The 236-nt window shown below is 61.9% G+C and carries 1 protein-coding gene; it reads left to right on the forward strand.

The window, feature by feature from the left end; translation table 11 throughout:
• The coding region (locus FQ664_RS26975) for a tetratricopeptide repeat protein (protein WP_144176011.1) at positions 1-236 on the forward strand (236 nt) is incomplete at both ends.

Below are 236 nucleotides of genomic sequence, written 5' to 3' on the forward strand. Positions count from 1 at the left end.
CAACTGACCTTCCTGCGCCAGGCCGCCAGTCTGCCGGAAGTGGCTGACCTGAAAAGCCGCTTGGCGCAGAACCCGCAGGATGATGAAGCGGCTTATCAGCTGAGCGTGCAGCAGTTGGCGCGCCAGCAGTATGAAGCGGCGCTGGAAGGGTTGTTGAAGCTGTTCCAGCGTAACCGTGGTTATGAGAACGGGCTGCCGCAGAAGGCGTTGCTGCAGGTGTTCGAGCTGCTGGGCGG

It is taken from the genome of Pseudomonas persica (genome assembly GCF_900291015.1).
Taxonomy (GTDB): Bacteria; Pseudomonadota; Gammaproteobacteria; order Pseudomonadales; family Pseudomonadaceae; genus Aquipseudomonas.